Annotated in this window: 24 protein-coding genes, 1 tRNA gene and 1 pseudogene; 15 read left to right on the top strand and 11 right to left on the bottom strand. The window is 72.4% G+C overall.

What is annotated here, in order from left to right:
* Positions 1-193: 193 nt before the first annotated feature.
* The gene (locus BGP79_RS05315) at positions 194-1231 is read left to right on the top strand and encodes a peptidoglycan bridge formation glycyltransferase FemA/FemB family protein (protein WP_076693596.1); all 1038 of its coding nucleotides are present in this window, start codon (positions 194-196) and stop codon (positions 1229-1231) included.
* 63 nt (positions 1232-1294) lie between these two features.
* Here BGP79_RS05315 and BGP79_RS05310 read toward each other — a convergent pair whose 3' ends face one another.
* Positions 1295-1984: a methyltransferase domain-containing protein gene (locus BGP79_RS05310; RefSeq protein WP_076693870.1), complete on the bottom strand. Its 690-nt coding sequence runs from the start codon at positions 1982-1984 to the stop codon at positions 1295-1297.
* Between the two features lie 100 nt (positions 1985-2084).
* Positions 2085-3290, bottom strand: a complete 1206-nt coding sequence (locus BGP79_RS05305) for a type III polyketide synthase (protein ID WP_076693595.1) — start codon at positions 3288-3290, stop codon at positions 2085-2087.
* Between the two features lie 106 nt (positions 3291-3396).
* Between BGP79_RS05305 and BGP79_RS05300 the strand changes: the two genes are divergently transcribed.
* Positions 3397-4212: a VOC family protein gene (locus BGP79_RS05300; protein WP_076693594.1), complete on the top strand. Its 816-nt coding sequence runs from the start codon at positions 3397-3399 to the stop codon at positions 4210-4212.
* 34 nt (positions 4213-4246) lie between these two features.
* Here BGP79_RS05300 and BGP79_RS05295 read toward each other — a convergent pair whose 3' ends face one another.
* Entirely contained in the window at positions 4247-4837 is a 591-nt protein-coding gene (locus BGP79_RS05295) for a TetR/AcrR family transcriptional regulator (protein ID WP_076693593.1), read from the bottom strand.
* Here BGP79_RS05295 and BGP79_RS05290 point away from each other — a divergent pair.
* Complete coding sequence (locus BGP79_RS05290; protein ID WP_233121207.1) at positions 4836-5492, top strand: dihydrofolate reductase family protein; 657 nt, start codon at positions 4836-4838, stop codon at positions 5490-5492. The genes BGP79_RS05295 and BGP79_RS05290 overlap by 2 nt on opposite strands.
* A gap of 12 nt (positions 5493-5504) precedes the next feature.
* On the opposite strand, the pseudogene BGP79_RS05285 reads toward BGP79_RS05290, so the two are convergent.
* Positions 5505-5923, bottom strand: a pseudogene (locus tag BGP79_RS05285) (DUF302 domain-containing protein).
* A 227-nt stretch (positions 5924-6150) separates the two neighbouring features.
* Between BGP79_RS05285 and BGP79_RS05280 the strand changes: the two are divergent.
* Positions 6151-6846 carry a GntR family transcriptional regulator gene (locus BGP79_RS05280; protein WP_076693591.1) on the top strand — a complete coding sequence of 232 codons (696 nt, stop codon included), beginning with the start codon at positions 6151-6153 and terminating at the stop codon, positions 6844-6846.
* 144 nt (positions 6847-6990) lie between these two features.
* Positions 6991-7971, top strand: coding sequence for a VOC family protein (locus tag BGP79_RS05275; RefSeq protein WP_076693590.1), 981 nt, complete (start codon positions 6991-6993; stop codon positions 7969-7971).
* Positions 7972-8033: 62 nt separating this feature from the next.
* Here the strand turns inward: BGP79_RS05275 and BGP79_RS05270 are convergent, their stop codons facing one another.
* Entirely contained in the window at positions 8034-8915 is an 882-nt protein-coding gene (locus BGP79_RS05270; protein ID WP_076693589.1) for a PD40 domain-containing protein, read from the bottom strand.
* 193 nt (positions 8916-9108) lie between these two features.
* Between BGP79_RS05270 and BGP79_RS05265 the strand changes: the two genes are divergently transcribed.
* Genes BGP79_RS05265 through BGP79_RS16715 form a run of 6 tightly spaced genes read left to right on the top strand, consistent with a single transcriptional unit; the run spans position 9109 to position 15373 of the window.
* On the top strand, positions 9109-10173 hold the full coding sequence (locus BGP79_RS05265; RefSeq protein ID WP_255363061.1) for an Lrp/AsnC family transcriptional regulator: 1065 nt from the start codon (positions 9109-9111) through the stop codon (positions 10171-10173).
* The gene (locus tag BGP79_RS05260; protein WP_083701584.1) at positions 10170-11075 is read left to right on the top strand and encodes a polysaccharide deacetylase; all 906 of its coding nucleotides are present in this window, start codon (positions 10170-10172) and stop codon (positions 11073-11075) included. Before BGP79_RS05265 ends, BGP79_RS05260 begins: the two co-directional genes overlap by 4 nt.
* A 26-nt stretch (positions 11076-11101) precedes the next feature.
* On the top strand, positions 11102-12424 hold the full coding sequence (locus BGP79_RS05255; protein WP_076693587.1) for an MFS transporter: 1323 nt from the start codon (positions 11102-11104) through the stop codon (positions 12422-12424).
* Positions 12421-13182, top strand: a complete 762-nt coding sequence (locus BGP79_RS05250; protein ID WP_076693586.1) for an SDR family NAD(P)-dependent oxidoreductase — start codon at positions 12421-12423, stop codon at positions 13180-13182. The genes BGP79_RS05255 and BGP79_RS05250 overlap by 4 nt, the downstream gene beginning before the upstream one ends.
* A gap of 11 nt (positions 13183-13193) precedes the next feature.
* Positions 13194-14222 (top strand): ketopantoate reductase family protein, encoded by a 1029-nt coding sequence (locus tag BGP79_RS16720; RefSeq protein WP_076693585.1) that lies wholly within the window; start codon positions 13194-13196, stop codon positions 14220-14222.
* The gene (locus BGP79_RS16715; protein WP_076693584.1) at positions 14219-15373 is read left to right on the top strand and encodes a M20 family metallopeptidase; all 1155 of its coding nucleotides are present in this window, start codon (positions 14219-14221) and stop codon (positions 15371-15373) included. The genes BGP79_RS16720 and BGP79_RS16715 overlap by 4 nt, the downstream gene beginning before the upstream one ends.
* Positions 15374-15408: 35 nt before the next feature.
* Here the strand turns inward: BGP79_RS16715 and BGP79_RS05235 are convergent, their stop codons facing one another.
* Positions 15409-16323, bottom strand: coding sequence for an alpha/beta fold hydrolase (locus BGP79_RS05235; protein ID WP_233121135.1), 915 nt, complete (start codon positions 16321-16323; stop codon positions 15409-15411).
* A gap of 91 nt (positions 16324-16414) precedes the next feature.
* Between BGP79_RS05235 and BGP79_RS05230 the strand changes: the two genes are divergently transcribed.
* On the top strand, positions 16415-16882 hold the full coding sequence (locus BGP79_RS05230; RefSeq protein ID WP_076693583.1) for a heme-degrading domain-containing protein: 468 nt from the start codon (positions 16415-16417) through the stop codon (positions 16880-16882).
* Positions 16883-16922: 40 nt separating this feature from the next.
* Here BGP79_RS05230 and BGP79_RS05225 read toward each other — a convergent pair whose 3' ends face one another.
* From BGP79_RS05225 to galU, 5 genes are all read right to left on the bottom strand, one after another.
* On the bottom strand, positions 16923-17531 hold the full coding sequence (locus BGP79_RS05225; protein WP_076693582.1) for a hypothetical protein: 609 nt from the start codon (positions 17529-17531) through the stop codon (positions 16923-16925).
* 148 nt (positions 17532-17679) lie between these two features.
* Positions 17680-17755 (bottom strand) — tRNA-Ala (locus BGP79_RS05220).
* A 48-nt stretch (positions 17756-17803) separates the two neighbouring features.
* Entirely contained in the window at positions 17804-18694 is an 891-nt protein-coding gene (locus tag BGP79_RS05215; protein ID WP_076693581.1) for a hypothetical protein, read from the bottom strand.
* An 89-nt stretch (positions 18695-18783) separates the two neighbouring features.
* Positions 18784-19401, bottom strand: a complete 618-nt coding sequence (locus tag BGP79_RS05210) for a GNAT family N-acetyltransferase (protein WP_076693580.1) — start codon at positions 19399-19401, stop codon at positions 18784-18786.
* A gap of 8 nt (positions 19402-19409) precedes the next feature.
* Complete coding sequence (gene galU / locus BGP79_RS05205) at positions 19410-20345, bottom strand: UTP--glucose-1-phosphate uridylyltransferase GalU (RefSeq protein WP_076693579.1); 936 nt, start codon at positions 20343-20345, stop codon at positions 19410-19412.
* Positions 20346-20394: 49 nt separating this feature from the next.
* Here galU and BGP79_RS05200 point away from each other — a divergent pair, with 49 nt between their 5' ends.
* The 3 genes from BGP79_RS05200 (at position 20395) to cpaB (ending at position 22388) form a co-directional block, all read left to right on the top strand.
* Positions 20395-21033, top strand: coding sequence for a 5-formyltetrahydrofolate cyclo-ligase (locus tag BGP79_RS05200; protein ID WP_076693578.1), 639 nt, complete (start codon positions 20395-20397; stop codon positions 21031-21033).
* 79 nt (positions 21034-21112) lie between these two features.
* Positions 21113-21418: an FmdB family zinc ribbon protein gene (locus BGP79_RS05195; RefSeq protein ID WP_076693577.1), complete on the top strand. Its 306-nt coding sequence runs from the start codon at positions 21113-21115 to the stop codon at positions 21416-21418.
* A 202-nt stretch (positions 21419-21620) separates the two neighbouring features.
* Positions 21621-22388, top strand: coding sequence for a Flp pilus assembly protein CpaB (gene cpaB, locus BGP79_RS05190; protein ID WP_083701582.1), 768 nt, complete (start codon positions 21621-21623; stop codon positions 22386-22388).
* The last annotated feature ends 31 nt before the right edge of the window (positions 22389-22419 follow it).

Below are 22419 nucleotides of genomic sequence, written 5' to 3'. Positions count from 1 at the left end.
TCCGCCCGGCGCCGTCGCTCCGAAGACTCTGCGGGGCACCGGCGTCGCCGCGGCACGGCGACGCACCGATACCTCGAAGACCGGGGTTAGATTGGCACCGAAGGCCGCGCTCACCCGCGCGGACCGTGAAGCCCCGGGTCGACGACGCCGGAGGGCGTGTGTGGGCGACCGACGTCGCCCGGGAAACGAGACGATGAACACCATCCTGCAGGATCCCGCCTGGCTCGCCGTGCAGCGGGATCTCGGCCATGACGTCCTGGACCTGGAGGGCCCGGGCTGGCACGCCCGCGGCGTCCTGCAGCAGCGCCGGGTCGGCTCCTTCCTCTACTGCCCGTACGGACCCGTCGTCGAGGACCCGGCCGCCCTGACCGACGCCGTCACCGCGCTGACCGCCGAGGCGCGCCGCGCCGGTGCCTGGTTCCTCCGGCTCGAGCCGATGCCCGACGGCGACGGCCTCGAGGCCGACCGCGGCGGGGCCGTCGTCCGGCTGCGCCAGCTCCTCGCGGACCGGGGTGGCCGGATGAGCCCCAGCGACGTGCAGCCCCGCCGCACCCGGGTGATCGACCTGCGGCGCCCCGCCGACGAGCTGCTCGCCGACATGACCGGCAGCATCCGCACCATCTACCGGAACGGGCACAAGAAGGGCCTCACGGTCGAGGCCAGCCAGGACCCGGCCGACATCGCCATCCTGCTCGGCTTCCTCGAGCTGACGGCCCGCCGGAAGAACATCCGCACGCACCCCGAGCAGTACCTGCGGCAGGTGGCCGAGACGCTCATGCCGCTCGACGCCGCCCAGCTGTACGTCACCCGCCAGCACGGCACGCCGGTCTGCGCAGCACTGGTCTACGACTCCCCCACCGAGCGGACGTTCGCGCACGCCGCCGTCCCCGTCGAGCACCGCCGACTGCGGCCCAACCAGCCGCTGATCGTGCAGGCCATCCTGGACGCCCGGGAACGCGGGCAGCACGTCGCCGACCTCTTCGGCATCGCCCCGACCGACGACCCCACCCATCCGTGGGCCGGCTTCACGGCCTTCAAGCGCTCGTTCGGCGGGGTGGACGTCGAGCACACCGGCACGTGGGACCTGCCGGTCCGGTCCGGCGCCTATGGCCTCTACCGGCAGGCGCGCCAGGCGATCGACGCGTCGCGTCAGGGGCGTCGTCGGGTGCAGCACGCGGTGGCGGCGACCCGCGCTCGGGTCACGGCGACGGCCGGATCCGTCGCATCCTGAAAGGCACGGCCGACCTGGCCGACCTGACCCCGCCGGTTCGTACCGACCCGGCCGGGTAGCGGCTCAGGTGACCGGCTCGCTCCCGCGGGTGTCCCCCGTGCGCACCGTGAGCAGCCGGAAGAAGCGCTGCGGCTCCACCGTCCAGCCCGGCGGCACCACGGCGGCCAGTTCGCCGGCCCGGTGGCTGCGCCGGATGGACAGCAGCCCGTCGAACCGCAGGAAGGTGCGCGCCCGCGCGAGCGGCAGGGTGCTGACCCAGTAGAGCAGCCAGGCGACGCGGCTGCGGCGCAGGTCGTTGTGGACGGCGACGCCGCGCGTCAGGGCCGCGGTGTCCTCCAGCAGGGCGGCCAGCTCCGCCGGGTCGAGGTGGTGCAGCACGTGATTGGAGACGACGACGTCGTACCGCTCCCCCGCGGCCACCAGGTCCCCGCTCGCGGCAGCCCGGTAGGTCAGCCCGGTGCCGTCGTCGTGCGCGGACGCCCAGGCGTGGGCGCGGGGGTCGGGGTCGATCGCGGTGACGGTGACGTCGATCCGGTCCCGCGCCGCCCACCGCGCGAGCGCGCGGGACACGTCACCGCCGCCGCAACCGACGTCGAGGACGGTGGCCGCCCGGCCCGACGCCGCGGCCGCCCGCAGCACGGGGCGGAGTCGCTGCCGGTAGACCGCCCGCCACGACGCCACGAGCGGGTTCACCACGCCGAACAACCGGTAGGTGGTGGCCAGGGCGACGGGGTCGCAGGCCGGGTCGTCCATCAGTTCCGGCTCCCCGACGCTGCGCCGGCGGAGGAGGGGGTCGAACCGGCGTCGCACCGGCGGCCCGGAAGACAGCCCGGACACCGACCGCGACACCGGCTCAGGCACCGGCGCTCTCGTCCGACGGCCTGGCCGCCTCGTCCGATGGCCCGACGGCCGTCGTCGTCAGCCGCAGCAGCGCGCTCTCGATGCTCAGGCCGGGCCCGAAGGCGAGCGCGGCCACGGTGCTCGAGGACCCGTTGCCGCTGAGGGCGCCGGGCGTGACGCCCCGGCGCAGCCGATCCAGCACGAAGAGGATGGTGACGCTGGACATGTTGCCGGCGTCGGCCAGCACGTCGCGGGACGGCGCCATCTGCTCGTCGGTCAGGGCGAGCCGGGCCTGCACCTTGTCAAGGATGCTGCGGCCGCCGGGGTGCACGGCCCACCGGTCGATGCTGTCGACGCCGGTGCCCGTACGCGCCAGCAGCGGGGCGAGCGCGTCGGTGACGTGATCGTCGATGATCTTCGGGACGTACGTGCCGAGGATCATCTCGAAGCCCTCGTCGCCGATGCTCCAGGCGAGCGCGTCCTCCCCGACCGGGGCGAGGGTCGTCTCGAAGTCCACGAACTCGAAGACCGGTGCCGGCACCCGCGCGTCCCGGGCCGTGACGATCGCGGCGGCCGCGCCGTCCGCGAAGAGGGCGTTGCCCATGACGGTGTTCGGATCGTTGCGCACATGCAGGTGCAGGGTGCACAGCTCGACGCAGACGACGAGCACGACGGCGGCGGGGTCCGCGGCGCAGTACGCGGCGGCCGTCTGCAGGGCCGGGAACGCCGCGTTGCAGCCCATGAAGCCGAGGTGCAGGCGCGTGACGTCCGCCGGCAGGCCCAGGTCCTTGGTGACCCGCACGTCCGGGCCCGGCGCGAAGAACCCGGTGCACGAGACGGTGATGACGTGGGTGACGTCGGCCGGGGTGAGGTCCGGGGCGACGTCGTCGAGCGCGGCGCGGGCGGCGTCCACGAACAGGCGGGACGCCTCGGTCGTGTAGATGGCGTTGCGCGCGGCGGTCGCGGGAGAGCCGAGGGCACCGGTCTCGTGGTCGAGGAAGTGCGTGGGCGTGCCGTCGTGCGCGGCCCGGGCCTCGGCGCCGAGCTCGGTGAGCACCGTGCGCCGGCTCCGCACGCCCGCACCGGCGAACGCGGTACGGACCAGGCGCGAGCCCAGCCGGCTCATCCCGGGCTGGACCGCAAACAGTTCCGCGACGTCGTCCTGGTCGATCGCGGTCTCCGGCAGGCGGGTGGCGATCGTCAGCAGGCGAACTGTCATGCCTCATCGTAGGCACGCGGATCACTGGTCACGGACCGGTCGATCTGGCACCATCGAGCCAGCCGTGGGGGGCTGGGTCACCATCCGATGGAGAGGACGGCACACCATGCCGGTACGACACGATCCCTGGCCGGACGGCACCCCCTGCTGGATCGACGCCCAGGTGGAGGACGTGACCGCGGCGGCGGACTACTACACCGGGCTGTTCGGCTGGGAGGTCGAGGACGCCGGGGAGGCCGCGGGCCACTACCACCTGGCCCGGCTGCGCGGCGAGATCGTCGGGGGCCTCGGGCCGCAGCCGGCCGACATGCGCGACGGTCCCGCCACCTGGACCACCTACCTGGCCGCGAGCGACGTCGATGCGGCCGCCACGCGCGTCACCGGGGCCGGCGGCCAGCTGCTGATGCCGCCGTTCGACGTGATGGAGCAGGGCCGGCTCGCCGTCGCCACGGACACCTCGGGCGCCGTGTTCGGTCTCTGGCAGGCGGGCCTGCGCAGCGGCATCACCCGCTACAGCGAGGACGGGGCGGCCGTCTGGAACGAGCTGCACACCCACACCTACGCCGACGCCCGGGCGTTCTACGCCGCGGTGTTCGGGTACCGGTACCGGGATCTCGGCGACGGGCAGACCTTCGTCTACGCCACGATCCATCCCGCCGTGGACGCCCCGGAGATCGGTGGCATCGCCGACGCCTCCGTCTCGTCCTCCGGCCCGGCGATGGACGACCACTGGCGCACCTGGTTCGCCGCCGACGACGTCGACGCCACCACGGAACGGGCCGTCGCGCTCGGCGGGTCGGTGCAGGTGGAGCCGGCGGACAGCCCGTTCGGGCGGCAGTCCGTCGTGGTCGGGGCGCAGGGCGAGGTGTTCGGCCTGATCGCGACGCCGGAGCGGAACGCCGCGGCGGCGCCGTCGGCGTGACGGTCCTCCCGACGGACCGGGGAGGCACCCGCGGTCAGAGCTCGGGGTCCACGGCCGGCACGACGGCGGTGAGCCGCCGCGCCGCCTCCCGGGCTGTCGCCGCCGGGTCGCTCCGGGGGTCGAGCGGAATCGAGAGGTGGTCGAGCAGGATCCCGTTGACCACGTGATGCAGCAGGAGAACCGTCTCCCTGCCGCCGGGCAGTCCCCGATCGACGTGGAAGCTGACATCGTCCTGCAGACCGGCCCGCACGAAGGGCGCCAGGGCATCGAAGACGTCGGATGATCGCGACGCCTCCAACCGGAGCTCGATCAGGGCGCGCGCCAGATCGGGATTCTTCGTCAGTCGTTCGACGACATAGCCCACGTACTGCGCGGGAGCATCCGACGGCTGCACGGCGACAAGATCGGCGAGCCGCTCCGGATCGGGGGCCAGACGGTCGTAGATCCGGTGCGCCACCGCGAGCACCAGCGCCGAACGGCTGGGGAAGTAGTTGGCGCACGTGCCCAGCGGGACATCGGCGAGCCGGTCGACCGCCCGATGCGTCAGGGCGCGGCTGCCGTCCCGGCCCAGGATCAGCAGGGCCGCATCGGTGACGTCTGCCCGGCGGCGAGGGTTGGCGACCATGTCGCGACCCTACCCCGACAACAACACCTGTTGTACACTCCGTCAACCAGTACATCTGTTGTTGTTGGAGGCACCCATGCGTGATCTCGTGTACTACATCGCGACGTCGATCGACGGGTTCATCGCCGACCCGGTGGGCGACACGTCGGGCTTCCCTGTCCATCCGGACACGGTGTCCACCCTGTTCTCCCGCTACCCCGAGACCTGCCCCATCCACCTGCGCGAGGCGTTCGGGATCACCGCCGAGCCGCGTCGCTTCGACACGGCCGTCATGGGCGCCAGGACCTATGCCCCTGCGCGCGATGCCGGACTGGCCGAGGGCGCCTATCCCCATCTGCGACAGATCGTCGTCACCCACGACGGCGTTTCCCTTCCCCCGGCCGTCGAAGCGGTCCGTGGCGATGTCGTCACACGGATCACCGATCTGAAGGCCGAACCCGGCCGCGACGTCTGGCTGTGTGGAGGCGGCGATCTCGCGGGTCTGCTCATCGACGTCATCGACGAGATCCAGGTGAAGATCAATCCGGTCCTCCTCGGCGACGGCATCCCCCTCGTCGCCGGCGCGGCCGCATGGCGACGGTTCACGTGCGTGGGCGCCGAACTCCTGCCCGGCGGCGTGATCCTCGGGACCTATCGCCGCACCGGCGATGCCTGACCGCCCGGGGCGTCAGGCTGCGGGGCCGTCCTCGAGCTGAGCCAGGGCCGCCTGCAGACGGGTGTCGGCGTCGTCGGCGACCATTCGCACCTCGGGGTCGTCGGTCAGCTGCACCATGGTCTGCGGGTCGATGACGTCGATCGTCGTGCGCTCGTCCCCGGGGCCACGGCGGACGACGACGTTGCACGGCAGCAGGGCGCCGAGGGCGGGCTCGGCGGCGAGGGCGCGGCTGGCCAGCGCGGGATTGCAGGCGCCGAGGATCACGTAGTCCCCCAGCTTCCGCGCCGCTCGGCGCCGAGTTTCGCGGCGAACGTGGCCGCGATGTCGGACTCGGAGAGGACGCCGAAACCCTGGTCGCTCAACGCGGCCCGGACGCGGTCGACGGCCTGACCGTGATCGAGTGCGACGGTGATGGAGTGGGTGTAGCCCATGATCGACTCCTGTGTCGCCGGAAGAGACAGGTCCGAGTGTGGCACAACGATCCGGGCCCGGCACCGGGTCTGTTCACCCCTCTGGCCCGACCGGCGCGATGAGCCTCCGGGTGCCGCGCTGGCGCCGCGCACCGGGCGCTGCCATACTTCCCCGGGTCAGGCCGCCGATATTATTGGCAACAAAAATGTCAGGTCGTCGGTGGGAACAACAGCGAGAGGGGCCGTGCGTGGAGTCCGAGGAGAACGGTGTCCGGCGCGGCGCCGAGGCGAAGGAGGTCGTCGTCGACGGCGTCCGTGCGGCGATCCTGAGCGGCGAGCTGTCCCCGGGGCAGCGCCTCGTCGAGGCCGAATTGACCGAGCTGTTCGCCGTCACCCGCGGCAGTGTCCGCTCCGCCTTCGCCGACCTGACCGCCGAGGGCCTCGTCGAGCGCATCCCCAACCGCGGGGTGCGGGTGCGCCGGGTCTCCGTCGAGGAGGCCGTCGAGATCCTCGAGTGCCGCGGAGTGCTCGAGGGGTTGATCGCCGCCCGCGCGGCCATGCGGGTGAACGACGCCCAGGCGGAGCAGTTGCGCCAGATCGGTGACGGCATGCAGGCCGCCGTGGCCTCCGGCGACGTCCTGACCTACTCCCGGCTCAACTCGCAGCTGCACGCCACCGTGTCCGAGATCGGGGCGCAGCCGGTCGCCGCGGACCTGATCACCCGGCTCCGCTCGCAGATCGTGCGCCACCAGTTCCAGCTCTCCCTGCGTCCCGGCCGCCCCCAGGTCTCCCTGCCCGAGCACCTCGCCATCATCGAGGGAGTCCTCGCCCACGACGCCGCGCGCGCCGAGCAGGCCGCCCGTCGGCACGTCGAGAGCGTCATCGCGGCCCTGCAGCAGGGCGCCGAGGCACCCGGCACGCTCGTCCAGGCCGCCGCGGACTGACGGGTCCGCCGTCGTTATCGGCGTCGTTATCGGCAAGATTGTTGCCAATTTCGTCGGTCAGTTCGTAGGCTTCGGTCATCCGCTCGCCGCCGTCGGTCGCGCCCGCTCGCGCACGGCGTCGGCACCCCGCCGGAAAGGACCGCCATGACGGACTCCACCTCGTTCGACGTCGCCCACCTCGGCAACGTCGAGCTCCTCACCCCCACGTTCGACCAGAGCCTCTGGTTCTTCCAAGACCTGCTGGCGATGCGCGTGGTCGCCGAGACCGAGCAACGCGGCAACAGGAGCGTGTACCTGCGCACGTGGGACGAGTACCAGCGGTACACGATCAAGCTGACGGCCTCCGACGACGCCGGGGTGGGCCGGACGACGTTCCGCACCACCAGCGCCGAGGCCCTGGACCGGCGGGTCGCCGCGATCGAGGCCGCCGGGCTCGGGATCGGGTGGGAGGACGGCGAGGTGGGCACCGGCCGGACCTACACCTTCCGCGACCCGGACGGCCACGACATGGGCATCTACTGGGACACCGAGCGGTACGTCGCGACCGACGAGGACCGGCCGGCCCTGAAGAACCAGGCCTCCGCGTTCCCCGGCCGCGGGGTCAACGCCCGGCGCCTGGACCACATCAACTACCTGGCCAAGGACGTCGTCGCGAACGGCCGGTTCGTCGCCGACGTGCTCGGCGGCCGGGAGTCCGAGCGGATCGCCCTGGACGACGGCGGCTACGCGGCCTGGTGGTTCCACTTCAACAACAAGTCCTACGACATCGTCTACTCGGACGACTGGCTCAAGCACGGCAACCGACTCCACCACATCGCCTTCGCCCCGGACACCCGCGAGGACATCCTCAAGGCCGCCGACATCTTCCTCGAGAACGGCATCCACATCGAGTCCGGGCCGCACAAGCACGCCATCAACCAGACGTTCTTCCTCTACGTGTGGGAGCCGGGCGGCAACCGCATCGAGTTCGCCAACGCCGGCGCGCGTCTACTGCTGGACCCGGACTCCCCCGTCGTCGAGTGGACGCAGGAGGAACGGAAGAAGGGCCAGGCCTGGGGCATGAAGACCATCGAGACGTTCCACACCCACGGCACCCCGGTGGTGCGGGACGAGCAGCACTCCTGACCCGCCCGTCCTGATCCCGCCGCTCGTCCCGGCTCAGCTGTTTCGCGCAGCGCCGGACCGCGTCAGGCGGGGTACTCGACCCAGGCGAAGCGCGTGCCGTCCCGGGACCAGCTGGGCACGTTGATGGTGCCCTGACCGCCACGGAAGGCGATCAGGTCGACGACGGTGTCCCAGTCCGGCAGCGCGACGACGGCGAGTTCGACGGGCAGGTCCGCGGGGTGGCCGGTGGTGCCGGCCGGGTAGGTGAGGTACACCGCGTGCGTGCCCGTCGGGCTCAGGTGCGGGAACCAGTGGACGCGCTCACCGTGGGTCATCCGTTCCAGTCCTGTGCCGTCCGGCCGGATGCGGGCGATCTGCGCGTGCCCGGGCACGTCCGCCCACGTCTCGGTGCTGAAGTACACCCACGCGCCGTCCGGGGAGAACTCGGCGCCGTCGTCGGGACCGGTCGTCCCGGTGGCGGCACGGTCCTCGGTCAGGCCGCGGTCATCGGCGCCGTCGACGCCGATCAGGCGCACGTGAGCGGTGTTCGGCGGGGTGGTTCTGCCGTCGTCGTCGATCGCGATGTACGCGAGGGTGCTCCCGTCGGGGCTCACCCCGTGCAGATAGTGCCGGCGCCCCGGCGTGGCGGTGATGCGCCGGGCGGGCCCGCCGAGGCGGGGCAGGCCGTACAGATGGCCGTCCTCGGCGGAGGCGAAGATGGTGGGCCCGTCGGGGGCCAGCACGTGGTCGTTGTTGACCGGCGGCAGGCCGGGCGCGTCGATGGGCTCCAGCTCACCCGTCCCGTCGACGTCCAGCCGCCACAGCCGGCCCTCGGCGTTGAGCACGAGGGTGTCATCCACCGCCCAGTTGGGCGCCTCGACATGGCGATCCGTCTCCAGGACCAGGTCCTGCGTGCCGTCGAGCCCGGACACCCACACCCGGCACCGCGGGCTCCTCTGCGTCATCGCCGCAGCCTATCGGTCCCTCCCGTTTCGGCAGCGGAGGGTGAGAGACACCAGTGAGACGTGTGAGGGCGACGGTACCCCGCGACAACCGATGCGCGACCCACCGCCGAAAATGGGACGATCTGCACTGAACAGGCCATCAATGGGAGATTTTGGCCTAGACATGCTGTTCGATGCGTGATTGTCTGGCGGAGTGATTCCCGACACGTCGATTCACCCTGGCGCCCTCACCGGACCGGACCGGACGCTCTTGGCCGCTCTCGCCACGAACGGGCGTGCCCCCTGGCAGGCCCTCGCCGACCTCGCCGGCCTGTCCACGAGCACGGCACAGCGTCGCGTCGCCCGGCTCATCGATGCCGGCCTCGTGCGCATCATCGGGGCCACCGACGTCGTCGCCGCCGGCTTCGGGATCACCGCCCTCGTGCGCATCCACTGCTCCGCGGACCACATCGCCGAGGTCCAGCGGGCCCTCACCCGGCGGGCGGACGTCCGCTTCTGCGCCTCCGTCACCGGGACCGCGGCCATCGTCACCGACATGGCCGCCCGCTCGATGGCGGACCTGGCCGCCGCCCTCGCCGAGCTCATGGCGACGCTGCCCGTCACGGGCACCGAGACGTTCCCGACCACCCGGACGTTCACCGCGCCCTTCACGGTGTTCCCCCAGGCCGACCCCCGCACCCTCGAGGCGGACACCCACGCCAACGCACCCGCCCCCGACGCCTCCCACGGCGTCCCCCAGCTGGCCCGCCACGCCACCGGGACCGAACGCGCGGTCCTCGGCGCCGTCGTCGAGGACGGACGCCGGCCGGTCACCGACATCGCCGCCCAGACCGGCCTGCCCGAGTCCACCGTGCGCCGGACCATCGACGACCTGATCACCTCCGGGCGCCTGCGCATCGGACCCCTCGTCGCGCCGCTGGCGCTCGGCCTCGAGGTCGCCCTGTTCGTCTGGCTGAGCGTGGACCCGAGCCGGGTCCGCGACGCCGCGGCGCGCCTGGCGGAGACCCCCGGGGTGCACGCCGCCTTCGCCAGCCTCGGCCGGTTCAACCTCGTCGCCCAGGTGTTCCTGCCCGGGATCGCCGACGTCTACTCCTTCAGCACCGAGCGTCTGGGCAGCATCCCCGGGGTGCGCGACCTCGAGGTCACCGTGCAGGTCCACACCACCAAACGCATGTGGATCGGCGTCACCGGCGGCCGGTTCGACGCCGAGCTGCCCGCTCGACCGACCATCACGACCACCCCGAAGGAGAACGCATGATGACCCCCGAGCAGCAACCGTGGCAGTGGGACGAGCCGACGTGGCGTGGCCACGTCGACCACGTGAGGGCCGGCAGGGCCCTGCTCGCCGAGGACCCGGCCACGCGCTGGCCCGGCGGCGCGACCGCCGCCGTCGCCCTGTCCTTCGACTCGGACCACGAGACCCCGCACCTGCGGGACGGCAATACCTCCCCCGGCCTGATGGCCGTCGGCGAGTACAGCGCTCGCGTGGGCGTCCCGCGGATCCTGGCCCTGCTCGCCGAGTACGACGTCCCGGCCTCGTTCTACCTGCCGGCGGTCTGCGCGCTCCTCCGGCCCGACGAGGCGCCCTCGTACGTCGAGCACGGGCACGAGGTCGCCGTGCACGGCTGGATCCACGAGCGCAACACCCAGCTGGGCCACGACGACGAACTCGACCTCATCTCCCGCGCGACCGACGTGCTCGAGTCCCAGACGGGCATCCGCCCCACCGGGTTCCGCAGCCCCTCGTGGGACTTCTCCGACTCGACGCTGGACGTGATCAAGCAGGTCGGCTTCGCGTACGACTCCTCCCTGATGGCCGACGACGAACCGTACGAGATCCTCGACCGCGGCGAGCGCACCGGCATCGTCGAGATCCCCGTCGAGTGGATCCGGGACGACGCTCCCGTCCTGATGATGTCCCGCTACGAGGGGCTGCGCCCCTACATGGCCCCCCGCACGCTGGCGCAGATCTGGATCGACGAGTTCGACCAGGCCCACGCCGACGGCGGCCTGTTCCAGCTGACCATGCACCCGATGTTCATCGGACACCGCTCCCGACTGGTCGCCCTGCGGCTGCTCGTCGACCACATCCGCACCCACACCGACGTCTGGTGGGCGACGCACGCCGACGTCGCCCGGCACGCCGCCGCGAACCTCTGACTCGCCACCCTGCCCTGGAGGACACCATGTCGCACAGCGACGCCGCCTCGATCAGCACCTCGGTACCGCCGCCCCACGAGACCAGACTGTCCCCGGGAGGCCGCAAGGCCATCCTCGCGGGAGCCATCGGCAACACCGTCGAGTGGGTCGACTGGGCCATCTACACCACCTTCTCGTCCGTCTTCTCCCACCACTTCTTCCCCCGCGGGGACGACGTGGCGGCGCTGCTCTCCACGCTGGCGATCTTCGCCGTCGGCTTCCTCATGCGGCCGATCGGCGCCGCCGCCCTCGGCCACTACGCGGACCGGCACGGCCGGAAGAAGGGCCTGCTGCTCTCCATCGGGTTGATGGCGGTCGCCTCCCTCGTCATCGGGCTCACCCCCGGTTACGAGACCATCGGCATCGCCGCCCCGATCGTCCTCGTGCTCGCCCGGCTCGTGCAGGGCTTCTCGGCCGGTGGCGAGTTCGGCTCCTCCTCGGCCTACTTGGTGGAGTCCGCGGCCCCGCGTCGGCGTGCCTTCGCCGGGTCCTGGCAGCAGGTCTCGGTCGGCGGCGGCGTCCTGCTGGCCTCCGGCATCGGCGCGATCATCACGTCCACCCTCGACGCCGAGGCCATCGACCAGTGGGGCTGGCGCGCCGCCTTCGTCCTCTGCGCGCTGCTCGGCCTCTTCGGCCTGGTGATCCGTACCCAGGCGGCCGAGACCGACGCCTTCGAGAAGACCCGGGACCAGGCGCCGGCCGCGCGCGTCAACCCGCTGCGGTCGATGTTCGTCGACCACCCCGGTGCCACCGCCCGGGTGTTCGGCGTGACCATCGCCGGCACGCTGCTCTACTACATCTGGGTCTCGTACATGCCGACCTACGTCCACGTGACGACCGGGATGCCCCTGAGCCAGGCCCTCATCGGCAACACGATCGCGATGCTGATCTTCCTGGTGCTGCTGCCCTTCGCCGGCATCCTGTCGGACCGGATCGGCCGCAAGCCCACGATGTCCGCCTTCGCCGGCGGCTTCATCATCTTCGCCTGGCCGGCGTTCGCGTTCATCGGTGGCGGCTTCGTCCCCTACCTGATCGTCGAGATCATCGGCATCGTCCTGCTGCTCGGCTACTCCGCCAACTGCGCCGTCATCATGGCCGAACAGTTCCCCGCCGAGGTCCGCGCGACCGGCATCGGCCTGCCGTATGCCCTCGCCGTCGCCATCTTCGGCGGTACCGCCCCCTACATCACCACCTGGATGTCCTCCTCGGGGTTCGGCGGCTGGATCTGGCTCTACTGCGTCGCCGCCGCCGTGATCGGCCTGATCGTCTACCTGACGATGCCGGAGACCAAGGGCAAGGAGCTGACGTGAACCGCCACGTCCTCGTCACCGGGGCGGCCCGCGGCATCGGGGAGGCCGTCGCGCGTGCCTTCCACGCCGCCGGCGACGACCTCACACTCGTCGACGCCCGCGCCGAGGACCTGGACGCCGTCGCCTCCGAGCTCGAGGCCGTCGCGACCGTCCAGGACCTGGCCGACCCGGACGGGACCGAGCGGATGATCGTCGCGGCGGACGAACGCCGCCCGATCGACGTCCTGGTCAACGCGGCGGGCATCTACCCGACCACCCCGTTCGCCACCCTCGACGCGGCCACCTTCGAGCGGGTCCAGCGGATCAACGTCACCGCACCCCTGACCGCCACCCTCGCGCTGGCGCGGCGGGCCACGGCGGCCGGGCGCCGGCCGTGCGTCGTCAACATCACCTCCGGCGCCGCCCTGCGGGCACGGCCGGGTGCCCTGCCCTACAGCACCTCCAAGGCGGCCCTGGAGATGGTGACGAGGGCCAGCGCCCTCGAACTGGGGCCCGCGGGCATCCGGGTGAACGCCGTCTCGCCCGGCTACGTCAAGGTCGACTCGCCGGTCAGCCGGGTCAGCGACGAGTACGAGCAGGCCGTCTCCCCCAACCCGCTCGGCGTCATCGGGCGGCCCGAGGAGATCGCCAAGGCCGTGCTGTGGCTGGCCGACCCCGAGCAGACCGGGTGGATCACCGGTCACATCCTCCGGGTGGACGGTGGCGCCTCCACCGGAGCCCACACCCTCCCGTTGAGCTGGACCGGCACCGCCTCGTGAAAGGACTTCGCATGACCACCCCCACCCCCTACTCGATCGTCGGCGCCGGAGCGATCGGCGGCACCATCGCCGTCCGGCTCGCGCAGGCCGGCGTCCCCGTCCAGGTGATCGATGCCGACCCCGCCCACGTCGCCACGATCCGCGAGCGCGGACTGACGCTGATCACCCCGACCGGCGCCCACGTCGAGCATGTCGCCGCCTTCGGACTCGACGACGCACCCCCGACGCTCGACCGGGTGATCCTCGCCGTCAAGTCCCAGGCCACCGCGGCGGCGATGGACTGGATCGCCCCCCGGCTGGCGAGCGACGGCTTCGTCGTCTCCCTCCAGAACGGCCTGAACGAGCCGCTCATCGCCCAGCGGATCGGGGCGGACCGCACGGTCGCCGCCTTCGTCGATCTCTTCGCCGACGTCCTCGAGCCGGCGGTCATCCAGGACGGCGGCATCGGGGGCATGGCCCTCGGCGAGTACAGCGGGACGGATCGTGCCCGCGTCCACCAGCTCGCCGCCGACCTGCACGCGTGGGGAACGCCGGTCGTGTCCACCAACGTCGAGGGCTACCTCTGGTCGAAACTCGGCTTCGGGGCGATGCTCAGCGCCACGGCCCTGGCCGACGAGGACATGGGCGTGCTGATCGACCGCCACCGGGACCTCATGCTGCGGCTGACGCGGGAGGTCTTCGACGTCGCCGCGCACCTGGACGTGCGGCTGGAGGGCTTCGACGCGTTCCGGCCCGACGACTTCCGGCGTGACGCCGACCCGGCGGTCACCGGGGCCGCCTTCGACGACCTGTGCGCGTGGCTGGCCACGCAGGGGAAGAAGCGCTCGGGGATCTGGCGCGACATCGCGGTGCGGCACCGTCCCACCGAGGTGCCCGCCCACTACGAGCCGGTCCTGGAGTTCGCCGAGCGCTTCGGCGTGCCGACGCCGTTGCTGCGCGACCTCGTCGCACGGATCGGCCGCCTCGAACGCGGGGAGGCAACGATGAGCGAGCAGCTGCTCGTCGAACTCGGGGACCAGCGGACGGAGCACTCGGCATGAGCGAGGCACAGGTGATCGGCGACGCGATCGGGCCGCAGCGCGCCGCCATGCTGCGCACCCTCGAGGACTACGTCGAGCTGGAGACGCCGTCGGACCGGCCCGATCTGCTCGCCGCGGCCCTGCCGCGGATCGAGCAGCTCATCGCCGACGTGGTCGGTCCCGCCGCCGACCGCCAGGTGACCGAGCCGGACGGTCACGGGCCGAACCTGACCCTCGACCTGCCGGGAACCACCGATCGCTGGGTCACCGCCCTGTGCCACTACGACACCGTGTGGTCTGCCGGCAGCCTGGAGCAGTGGCCGTTCACCGTGGAGGACGACGTCGCCCGCGGTCCCGGGATCTTCGACATGAAGGCCGGGCTCGTCCAGCTGATCTACGCCCTGCGCCTGCTCGACGACCTGGGCCTGGACCGCCCCCACGTACGGCTGCTGCTCAACGGCGACGAGGAGGTCGGATCCCCGTCGTCACGGCCGCTCATCGAGGCCACCGTGCAACGGACGGACGGACCGGTGCTGGTGTTCGAGGCCAGCGCCGGGGAAGCCGGGGACCTGAAGACCGAGCGCAAGGGCGTCGGCATCTTCGCGCTCGACGTGACCGGGAAGGAGGCCCACGCCGGGCTCGACCCCACGAAGGGGGTCAGCGCCATCGACGAGATGGCGCGGCTGATCCTGAAGGTGCACGCCCTCACCGACCTGGACGCCGGCACCACCGTCAACGTCGGGATCGTCTCGGGTGGCACGCGGACCAACGTCTTCGCGGGGGCCGCGCACGCCGACATCGACGTGCGGGTGCGCTCGCAGGCCGAGCTGGACCGGGTCGATGCCGCCCTGAAGGCCCTCACGACGCACCACCCGGATGCGACGGTCACCCTGAGCGGCGACTGGAACCGGCCGGTGATGCCCCGCACCGACGCCGGCGGTCGCCTGTTCGAGCTGGCCCGGCAGGCCGGTGCGGACCTCGGCCAGGACATCGGTCAGACCAGCGTGGGGGGCGCCAGCGACGGCAACTTCGCCGTCGGCGTGGGCGCGGCCGTCCTCGACGGTTTCGGGGCCGTCGGCGACGGCGCCCACGCCCGGCACGAGCACATCCGGGTCTCCGGCATGCTCGACCGCACGGCCCTGGCCGCCCTGGTCCTGCACCGTCTCGCCTGACGCGCCGCCCCCGCCGCGGCCGTCCACGCCCTCCCTCAGGCGACCGTCGCGCGACGGACCTCGCGGACGGCGTCGGCGAACGCGGCGGGGTCCTCCTGCGGGGTGTTGTGCCCGGTCGGCAGCCGGCGGTAGGCCACCAGCTGGGTGAAGCGCTCGGCGTGCTCCTCCTCCGGGTCCGGCGCCATGATCGGGTCCTCGGTCGGGTCGATGACGACGGTCGGCATCCGGATCGGCGGTGTCCGGGCGATGGCCGCCTCGCTCGCCGCGTAGGCGGGGTCGCCGTCGGCCAGCCCGTACCGGTGCCGGTAGGAGTGGATGACGGTCGGCACGAAGTCGGGATTGTCGAACGCGGCGGCGGTCGCGTCGAAGACCCCGTCCGGCACCGCCCACCCCGGCGACCACTCCGCCCACAACTGCCGCGTCAGCTCGCGCCGGTACCGCGCCAGGCCGGCCCGGCCGCGCTCGCTGTGGAAGTACCACTGGTACCAGACCCGGCTCTCCACATCGGGCGGCGCCGGTGTGCCGGACATGGCCGCGATGTCCTGGACGTTGTACCCGCCGACGGTGACCAGACCGGACACCGTCTCGGGCCACAGCAGCGCGGCCACGCACGCCGCGCGACCGCCCCAGTCATACCCGGCGACGATCGGCCGGTCCAGGCGCAGCGCGGCGATCAGCTCGGCCAGGTCGTGGGCGAGCGCGGCCTGCTGGCCGGAGCGGAACCCGTCCGCCTCCCGGTAGGTGCTCGGCCCGTAGCCGCGCAGGTAGGGCACGACGACGTCGGCCCCGTCGGCAGCGAGCCGGGCGGCGACGTCGTCGTAGGCGTGCGGGTCGAACGGGAAGCCGTGCAGCAGGACGACCGGCCAACCGCCCGGGTCGCCGTACCGGTGGAAGGCGATGTCGATCCGGGTGCCGGGGATGATGCGGACGTCGGGACGGGGAGAGGTCACCGTCCGGACGCTAGCAGCGACTCCCGCGAGGGGCCAGGGGCGTGCGAAGCTGGCGACACCGTCCGCTCGCCCGCCACACCGAGGAGAACCCGTGCCCGATCTGATCGCCACCCTCGAGCAGCAGGAGCGCGAGCTCGTGTTCGACGCCTTCGACCACGCCGACGCCTGGCGCCTCGGCTCCCGCATCACCGCGATCGCGCAGGAGGCGGGCCACGCGGTGGGTATCGACATCCGCCGCACCGGCCTGATCCTGTTCCGCGCCGCCCTGCCCGGCATCACGCCCGATCAGGACGTGTGGATCGCCCGCAAGTCCGCCGTCGTGCTACGGATGGAGAACAGCAGCGCCCTGGTCGACGCGCGCCTGGTCGCGGAGGGTGTCGACCCGGTCGCCACGAACTGGCTGGGGCCGGAGTACGCCGTCACCGGCGGCTCGTTCCCCGTCCGGGTGCGCGGGGTCGGCGTCGTCGCCGCCGTGACCGCATCCGGGCTGGCGTCCATGGAGGACCACGACCTCGTCGTCGCCGGCATCCGCGCCCACCTCGCCGACACGGCGGGCTGACGGCGCCGAGCGCAACACCCCACGGCTCCCGGTGGGAGCCCTACCGCGCGTCGAGCCGCACGCCCGCCCGTCTCAGCTCCAGCGCGGCGAGCCGATCGATCGTGAGGGGGTCGCCGCGGCGCCACGCCTCGGCGGCGTCGCCGCCCACGGCGAGGACGTCGCGGGCGGGAAGGTTCATCAGGGCACGCAGGGCCAGCAGATCGCGGGACGCCGTCGACGCGGCCAGCCGGGAGAGCGACGCGCGCCGGAGCGCGACGCGCAGCCGCGGCCGCACCCAACCGAGCAGGACGACGAGCACGACGAGAGCGACGACGGTCCAGCCGGCGAGTCCGGCGAGCAGGTGCACCCGCTCCTGCCACTGCGTCCCGGCGTCGGCGAGGGTCCCGCCGGCGGCACTGGCGGAGTCGAACGGCGAGCGCACCGCGTCGCCGATCAGGGGGATGCCGGCGAGGTTCTGCCCGATGGAGCTCATGGTCGAGGAGAGATTGCCGCCCGAGTCCCGCAACTTCGCACCGATCACTTCCAGCCCCACGATCGCGGTGTGGAGGGCGAGGGCGAGGCTCACACCACCGGCGAGCACGGCCACGGCGATCACGTCCCCGACGATCTCGGCGGCACGACGACGGGGGAAATCCGAGTACAGCTTCATCTCCGCCTCCTGATCATGGGCAACCAGCTCCACCCTGTCAGAGTGCCACGACGGCGTCCGCGTCCTCGCCGGTCAAGAGAAGGGCCAGAGAAGTGGGCAAGAAAAAGGCCCGCCGGATCCCGGCGAGCCTCTTCCCTCTGGTTCTTCCTGGTGGAGCTATGGGGATTCGAACCCCAGACCTTCTCATTGCGAACGAGACGCGCTACCAACTGCGCCATAGCCCCTTGCGAGGGTCCAATCTACCGCCTCGAACCCGCGATCACCAAAACGGCTCAGGCGCCCCGGCGGCGGCGCAGGACCTCGTCGAGATCGTTGAGCTGACCGGACGTCTCCTGGCCCGCGACGACCTCCCGGCGACCGGCCTCGGACGCGCGGATCGAGGTGCGGGCGGACGGGCGCGGCGACTCGGGCAGCTGCAGCGGCTCGGGAGCGGGCCGCTCGGCCCGTGCGGCGTCGACGTAGGTCGGCCGCGGGACGGCGACGGGCTGCCAGGCGGTCTCGGCGGCACGCTCGGGGCGCGGGGCATCACCGATCGACGCGGCCAGGGACCGGGCCGCCTCGCGCAGTTCGTCCGCGTTCATCGTGGCGGGCTGGTGCTCGGCCGCGGCGGCGTCGAAGAGCTGCGTGGGTCGGTCGTCCGCGTCGGCGTGGCTCTCGTCGTGGGCGTCGACCGCGGCGTCGAAGGCTGCCTCGACCTTCCGGCGCCGGTCCCGCAGGGCCAGGGCACGCAGCCCCACGACGGCACCGACGAAGAGGAGCAGCAGGACGAGCGGCACGACGACGGGCAGCGTGGTGACGAGGGAGACGATCCCGGTGACCAGGGCCGCGAACAGGGCGATCAGTCCGCCACCGGCCAGGGCCATCCGGTCCCAGCGGATCCGCAGCCCCGACGAACTCGCGGGCACCACCGCGGACGCGCCTCGCGACGCGGAGAACGAGCCGAAGGAGCCGTCACGGAGTTTGAGCATCGTCATCCCCTGGATCTCGATGGTCGCCGGCCCGGACAGGTCGGCGACCGCGGTGTCGACCGTCGCGGGCTGCAGGGAGACCTGCGCGACGATCGGGCGGTGGCGCTTGCGCAGCGCGTAGGGGACGACCCACACCAGCCACAGCCCGATCGTGACGACCAGGATGATCGAGCTGTTCAGCGAGAAGACATCCACCCTTCAACGGTAGGGTGGAATGCCCGGGAATCCGCGGATTCCGCGGGTGTGTCGGCCCATGAAACCGGCCGATCACCCGAGCCGGCGCCTCAGCCGGACACGCCACCCGTCAGCCACCGGTGCAGCACCCCGCCGGGCACCTCCTCCGCCGTCAGGGCGAAGCTGCGGTGATCCGCCCAGCGACCGTCGATGTGCAGGTAGGCGCGGCGCAGCCCCTCGTCCCGGAAGCCGAGTTTCTCGACGACGCGCAGGCTGCGGTCGTTCTCCGGCCGGATGTTGATCTCCATCCGGTGCAGGCCGAGGTGGCCGAAGCAGTGATCCGTGGCGAGGGCGACCGCCGTGGGGGCGATGCCCCGGCCCGCACTCGCCTGATCCACCCAGTAACCGAGCGTCGCCCCCATCAAGGAGCCGTAGGTGATGGAGGAGACGGTGAGCTGACCGACCAGCCGCGGCACGTCGTCGCGCGTCTCGGTGATGAGGAAGGGCAGCCCGCTCCCGTCCCTGGCCTGCGCCTTCAGCGCGGAGACCATCTGGCGGAAACTGGGCAACGCTCCCCCGGGCTGCGGGTTGCTGGCCTCCCACGGGCCCAGCCACTGCGCGTTGCGGGCGCGGACGGCGTCCCACTCGGCTCGGTCGCGGTACCGGATGGGACGGAGCGCGAGCGGGCCACGCACCAGCGTGACCGGCCACTGCCCTGACGGTGACACCGGCGGGGCTACTCGGCGGGAGCGGCGACCGTCTCCTGCGGTTCGTCCGCGAGATCGCGCGCGTAGTCCTTGATCCAGGCGCGCAGCCCGGGCCCGAGGTCCTCCCGGTCCGAGGCCAGGGTGATGACGGCCTGGATGTAGCTGAGCTTGTCACCCGTGTCGTACCGGCGGCCGCGGAAGACGACGCCGTACACGCCGCCGCCCTCGCCCTCGCGCTTGGCGAGGGTCTGCAGGGCGTCGGTCAGCTGGATCTCGTTGCCGCGGCCCGGCGGGGTGTCCTCGAGCACCTCGAAGACGGCCGGGTGCAGCACGTAGCGCCCGATCACGGCCAGGTTGGACGGCGCCTCGTCGCGCGGCGGCTTCTCGACCATGTGGTCGACCTGCACGTAGGACTCGCCGGGGACATCGTTGACCGCCGCGACACCGTAGGAGCTGATCATCTCCTCGTCGACCTCCATGAGGGCGACGACGGAACCGCCGGTCTTCTCCTGGACATCGATCATCACAGTGAGCAGCTCGTCCCGCTCGTCGATGATGTCGTCACCGAGCAGCACCGCGAACGGCTCGTCGCCCACGTGGCCGGCCGCGCGCAGCACCGCGTGCCCGAGGCCCCGCGGATCGCCCTGGCGCAGGTAGTGGATGTCGCCGAGGTTCGAGGACTCGCGGACCGCCGCCAGCTTGTCCGTGTCCCCCTTCTCCTCGAGCGTGGCCTCGATGAAGGGGACCCGGTCGAAGTGGTCCTCCAGCGCGCGCTTGCTGCGGCCGGTGATCATCAGAATGTTCTCGAGGCCCGCGTCGACGGCCTCCTTGACGACGTACTGGATGGCCGGCTTGTCGACCACCGGGAGCATCTCCTTCGGCATCGCCTTCGTTGCCGGCAGGAAGCGGGTGCCCAGCCCCGCCGCAGGGATCACGGCCTTGCGCACGTGTTTCTGATCGGTCATTCGCCTAGGCTACCGTCAATACTGTGAGCGATTGCTGGGAGGTCTCGGCATGACCGTCGAGCCGGGATCGAAGGCCCTCACGCGGGCCCGCCTGCGGCAGAACCGCGCCGCGATGGACGCCTCGGCGCGGGACGACGCTGCCGACGCGTTGCGCCGCACGATCGGCTCGTGGTGGGACGAGAACGGGCAGGATGCGGCAGCCCCGGGGGGCCGTGCGGTCGCCTCCTTCCAGCCGATGCCGTCCGAACCCGCCGTCAACACCGTCAACACCGCCCTGCACGAACGCGGCGCCACCGTGCTGCTGCCCGTGTGCGAACCGGACTTCCAGCTTCTCTGGGCCCGGTGGACGCCGACCACGCCGCTCGTGCGCTACGGCATCGTCCCGATCGACCACCCCGACGGCCCGACCGTCGACCTGACCGACCCGGACGGCGACGCTCCGTCGGTGAGCCTGATGCTGATCCCGGCCCTCGCCGTCGACGAGACCGGCCAGCGGCTGGGGCAGGGCGGTGGCTACTACGACCGCTTCCTCGCCCGCTGGCGTGCCCTCCCCCACCGCGGCGTCCTGGCGGCGGTGGTGTACGACGACGAGGTGCTGCCGACCGGCTCCTTCGACGTCCTGCCCCACGACCAGCCGGTCGACCTCGTCTTCACGCCCGAGCGGATCATCGACCTGCGGTCACGCTGACCTGCCGGCACCCGGGAACAGGACACGACCGTTCCGTGTTGTACTGGACTGTCCCAGATCTTTTCCGGAGGAAACACCCGTGCCCACCTATGCCTACGCCTGCAAGGACTGCGGTCACCAGTTCGACATCCACCAGTCGTTCTCCGAGGACGCGCTGACGACCTGCCCGGTCTGCTCCGGCACCCTGCGCAAGAAGTTCAACTCCGTCGGCGTGGTGTTCAAGGGCTCCGGCTTCTACCGCACGGACTCGCGCAGCGGCTCGACCAGCACCGTGCCGAGCGGCTCGACGGACTCGTCCGGTTCGTCGTCCTCCTCCTCCACGAGCAGCAGCGCCCCCGCGAGCAGCGGCGCCTCGACGGCGCCCGCCGCGTCCGCCGGGAACTGACGCTCCCTCCGCGGCGCGACTGCGCCGCGCTGACGGCTCTCTACCGACGCCGCATCGGACCGGGCCCCGCCTGGACGGATGCGGCGTTCGTCGTTCCGGGACGACGGGGCTTCTCCCTCCCCAGGCTTGCCGAGGCGACCGGTTGTCCACCGACCGACGACCGGGCTGCCACCACCGATCGGCGCGCGCCTACCGTGACGCCATGGTCCGCGCCCGTGATCCGCTCCCCCGTGCCACGTCGGCACGCGCCGGCCGGCTGGTCCGGTCCGTGCACACCGACCGCTCCCCACCGCGCCGCCTGCTGCGGCTGATCCGACGACGACGGCGCCTGCTGGTGGCCCTCCTGCTGTGCGGCGCCGTCGGGGTGCTCGTGGACGGGTTGACGCCGGCGGCCGCACTGACCGTGCCGGTCGTCGTCGCGGTGCGGGACCTGCCCGCCGGCGCCGTGCTCACCGGCGGGGACGTCACGCGAGCCGACTGGCCGCCCGGTGCCGTGCCCGACGGCGCGGTGGCAGCGGCGGAGGCGGTGACCGGCGGTCGGCTCGGCGCACCGCTGCGCCGCGGATCCCCGGTCACGGATGCCGCCCTGCTCGGTCCGGGACTGCTCACCGGTGCGCCCCCGGGGCAGTCCGCGGTGCCCCTGCGCGTGTCCGATCCGACCGTGCTGCGCGTCCTTCGCCCGGGTGACCGGGTGGACGTCGTGCTCGCCGACCGCCAGGATGCCGCGGGCGCCGCCGGGCCGGAGCGGGCGGCCGTGCGGACGATCGCCCGCTCGGTGACCGTGCTGTGGACATCGGCATCGTCGGCCGGTGCCGGTGCGGGTTCCGGGGCGTCCGGGGTGTGGCCGACCGCGAACGAGGACGCCCCGCTCGCGGTGGTGGCCGTGCCCCGAGCGGCGGCGGCGGAGCTGGCGGGTACGACGGGCGGCACGACCGCGGTCGGTCTGGTCATCGTCGAACCGGGCGGGTGAGGCACGTGAGCGTCGGGTCGACCACCGCCCG

It is taken from the genome of Tersicoccus sp. Bi-70 (assembly GCF_001968825.1).
Taxonomy (GTDB): Bacteria; Actinomycetota; Actinomycetes; order Actinomycetales; family Micrococcaceae; genus Tersicoccus.
Note: the sequence above shows the minus strand (reverse complement) of the source record. Positions and strands in the feature narration are given on the sequence as shown.

What these genes read in the sequence shown, in the direction of transcription:
- BGP79_RS05315 (WP_076693596.1), top strand. Translation starts at nt 194, where the DNA reads ATGAACACCATCCTGCAGGATCCCGCCTGGCTCGCCGTGCAGCGGGAT.
- BGP79_RS05310 (WP_076693870.1), bottom strand. Translation starts at nt 1,984, where the DNA reads ATGGACGACCCGGCCTGCGACCCCGTCGCCCTGGCCACCACCTACCGG.
- BGP79_RS05305 (WP_076693595.1), bottom strand. Translation starts at nt 3,290, where the DNA reads ATGACAGTTCGCCTGCTGACGATCGCCACCCGCCTGCCGGAGACCGCG.
- BGP79_RS05300 (WP_076693594.1), top strand. Translation starts at nt 3,397, where the DNA reads ATGCCGGTACGACACGATCCCTGGCCGGACGGCACCCCCTGCTGGATC.
- BGP79_RS05290 (WP_233121207.1), top strand. Translation starts at nt 4,836, where the DNA reads ATGTCGCGACCCTACCCCGACAACAACACCTGTTGTACACTCCGTCAA.
- BGP79_RS05295 (WP_076693593.1), bottom strand. Translation starts at nt 4,837, where the DNA reads ATGGTCGCCAACCCTCGCCGCCGGGCAGACGTCACCGATGCGGCCCTG.
- BGP79_RS05275 (WP_076693590.1), top strand. Translation starts at nt 6,991, where the DNA reads ATGACGGACTCCACCTCGTTCGACGTCGCCCACCTCGGCAACGTCGAG.
- BGP79_RS05270 (WP_076693589.1), bottom strand. Translation starts at nt 8,915, where the DNA reads ATGACGCAGAGGAGCCCGCGGTGCCGGGTGTGGGTGTCCGGGCTCGAC.
- BGP79_RS05260 (WP_083701584.1), top strand. Translation starts at nt 10,170, where the DNA reads ATGATGACCCCCGAGCAGCAACCGTGGCAGTGGGACGAGCCGACGTGG.
- BGP79_RS05255 (WP_076693587.1), top strand. Translation starts at nt 11,102, where the DNA reads ATGTCGCACAGCGACGCCGCCTCGATCAGCACCTCGGTACCGCCGCCC.
- BGP79_RS16720 (WP_076693585.1), top strand. Translation starts at nt 13,194, where the DNA reads ATGACCACCCCCACCCCCTACTCGATCGTCGGCGCCGGAGCGATCGGC.
- BGP79_RS16715 (WP_076693584.1), top strand. Translation starts at nt 14,219, where the DNA reads ATGAGCGAGGCACAGGTGATCGGCGACGCGATCGGGCCGCAGCGCGCC.
- BGP79_RS05225 (WP_076693582.1), bottom strand. Translation starts at nt 17,531, where the DNA reads ATGAAGCTGTACTCGGATTTCCCCCGTCGTCGTGCCGCCGAGATCGTC.
- galU (WP_076693579.1), bottom strand. Translation starts at nt 20,345, where the DNA reads ATGACCGATCAGAAACACGTGCGCAAGGCCGTGATCCCTGCGGCGGGG.
- BGP79_RS05200 (WP_076693578.1), top strand. Translation starts at nt 20,395, where the DNA reads ATGACCGTCGAGCCGGGATCGAAGGCCCTCACGCGGGCCCGCCTGCGG.
- cpaB (WP_083701582.1), top strand. Translation starts at nt 21,621, where the DNA reads ATGGTCCGCGCCCGTGATCCGCTCCCCCGTGCCACGTCGGCACGCGCC.